3 protein-coding genes are annotated in these 2,416 nt (G+C 59.2%); 2 read left to right on the top strand and 1 reads right to left on the bottom strand.

Annotated features, from left to right (window positions below; genetic code table 11):
* Both HX846_RS35770 and pgsA read left to right on the top strand, forming a co-directional pair.
* The coding region (locus HX846_RS35770; RefSeq protein WP_256740372.1) for a helix-hairpin-helix domain-containing protein at nt 1-738 on the top strand (738 nt) is incomplete at its 5' end.
* A 32-nt stretch (nt 739-770) separates the two neighbouring features.
* Nucleotides 771-1,331 (top strand): CDP-diacylglycerol--glycerol-3-phosphate 3-phosphatidyltransferase, encoded by a 561-nt coding sequence (gene pgsA, locus HX846_RS35765; RefSeq protein ID WP_003208929.1) that lies wholly within the window; start codon nt 771-773, stop codon nt 1,329-1,331.
* A 398-nt stretch (nt 1,332-1,729) separates the two neighbouring features.
* Here the strand turns inward: pgsA and HX846_RS35760 are convergent.
* A partial coding sequence (locus HX846_RS35760; RefSeq protein ID WP_178967298.1) for an LLM class flavin-dependent oxidoreductase occupies nt 1,730-2,416 on the bottom strand: 687 nt, incomplete at its 5' end.

The following is a 2,416-nucleotide window of genomic DNA, read 5'->3' as shown; positions in this document are numbered from 1 at the left end:
GCCCTGGGCGCACGCTTGGCCAACCGCCAGCACGTCGCCGCGCGGTTTGACGCCTTGGCCGAAGTCCTCAATCTTGACGAACCGCCCCAGCGCCTCGAGTGCTACGACATCAGCCACTCCAGCGGCGAAGCCACCGTGGCCTCCTGCGTGGTGTTCGGGCCAGAAGGACCGATCAAGTCCGACTACCGGCGCTACAACATCGAAGGCGTCACCCCGGGCGATGACTACGCCGCCATGCACCAGGCCCTGACCCGGCGCTTCAGCAAACTGAAGGACGGCGAGGGCAAGCTGCCGGACATCCTGCTGGTGGACGGTGGCAAGGGCCAGCTGTCCATGGCCCGCGACGTGCTCAACGAACTGGCGGTGCCCGACCTGATCCTGCTCGGCGTGGCCAAGGGGGCCACCCGCAAGGCCGGCTTTGAAACCTTGTACTTGAATGATGCCGCCCATGAGTTCACTTTGAAGGGCGACTCCCCGGCGCTGCATCTTATCCAGCAGATCCGCGACGAAGCCCACCGTTTCGCCATCACCGGCCACCGCGCCCGACGTGGCAAGACCCGGCGTACCTCAACCCTGGAAGGGGTGGCGGGGGTCGGGCCAACGCGGCGGCGGGACTTGTTAAAACATTTTGGTGGCTTGCAGGAGCTGTCCCGTGCCAGCATCGAAGAAATAGCCAAAGCTCCCGGTATCAGTAAAAAGCTCGCAGAGTTGATTTATGCAAATCTGCACAGCGAGTAGAATGCCTTCTCACCTCGTAGCCAGTTGTGCCGATGAATATCCCTAATCTGATCACCGTACTACGCGTCCTGCTCATTCCGATTTTCATATTGCTGTTTTACCTGCCGTACGAATGGAGCTACATGGCATCCAGTTCGGTGTTTGCCTTCGCAGCCGCCACCGACTGGCTGGACGGTTACCTGGCCCGTCGCCTGGAACAGAGCACGCCGTTTGGCGCGTTCCTGGACCCGGTGGCCGACAAACTGATGGTAGCGGTCGCCCTGGTGCTGCTGGTGCAGGAACACGGCAACCTGTGGCTGACGTTGCCGGCGGCCGTGATTATCGGTCGCGAGATCGTGGTCTCCGCCCTGCGGGAGTGGATGGCCGAAATCGGCGCCCGAGCCCACGTGGCCGTGTCCAACATGGGCAAATGGAAAACCGCGGCGCAGATGCTTGCCCTGGTGATCCTGCTGGCCAACCCGTCGGATTTCTCCTTCTGGGTATTGCTGGGCTATGCCTTGCTGCTGATCGCTGCGGGCCTGACCTTGTGGTCCATGCTGCAATATTTGCGCGCCGCCTGGCCGCATCTGCGCACCGAGGTTGAAAAGAAATAAAACTTTTTTGAATCAAGGGGTTGACGGGTGATGAGGATTCTATAGAATGCGCATCACCAAGACGCGGGAATAGCTCAGTTGGTNNGTCTCGTTTCCCGCTCCAAACACAAAAAAAGCCACTCAATAGAGTGGCTTTTTTTTGCCTGGGATTTAAGGAATAGACGCTTCGGCGTCTTTTTTCGTTTCTACGCAAAACTACTGAAATCCGTCTCCAGCCACTTTTTTTAGTACATTTTTGAGTACATGGAATACGGGCAGTGGGCACAGCGGTTTTTGGGCGGAGCACCCCGGTCCGGCATCGTATACATCTCCTCGACCCGAAGCACTTGCCGCATTCCCGCCACCCGAAACAACAACGCCGGCAAGTGCCGGCGCTGTGTGCGGTTCAGGCATTACCCTCAGCGAAATGCCGGCACCACGAGCTTGATAAACAGCTCAAGGGATTTTTTCTTCTCCGCGTGGGGCAAGCTGTTATCACACCAGAAGCTGAACTCGTCCACACCCAGCTCCTGGTAGTACTGGATGCGCGGGATGATTTCTTCAGGCGTGCCAATCATTGCGGTCTTGTGCAGGCTTTCCAGTTCAAACTCCGGACGCCCGGCGAATTTTTCTTCCGGGCTCGGGTCAAGGAAGCCGTTGACCGGCACGGTCTTGTTGCCGAACCAGGCATCAAAGGTGCGATAGAATCGGGCGATTGCCTTGGCCCCGACTTTCCAGCCGTCAGGGTCGTCTACCGCGTGCACGTGGGTGTGACGCAACACCATCAGTTGTGGGCGTGGCACATCCGGGTTGTTGTCCAGGGCAGCCTGGAATTTATTTTTCAGGTCGAGGACTTCTTCGTCGCCCTTCATCAACGGCGTGACCATCACGTTGCAGCCATTAGCTACCGCAAAGTTATGCGAGTCCGGGTCGCGTGCGGCAATCCACATCGGCGGGTTGGGCTGCTGGATCGGCTTGGGCACGCTGGTGGAGGTGGGGAACTTCCAGATGTCGCCGTCATGGGCATAGTCGCCTTTCCACAACGCACGTACCACCGGCACCATCTCGCGCAGCGCCTGGCCGCCGGATGAGGCGGGCATGCCGCC

Origin of the sequence: Pseudomonas sp. K5002 (assembly GCF_013386655.1) — a bacterium.
In the GTDB taxonomy this organism is placed as follows: domain Bacteria; phylum Pseudomonadota; class Gammaproteobacteria; order Pseudomonadales; family Pseudomonadaceae; genus Aquipseudomonas.
This window is presented reverse-complemented; position numbering and strand designations above follow the sequence as displayed.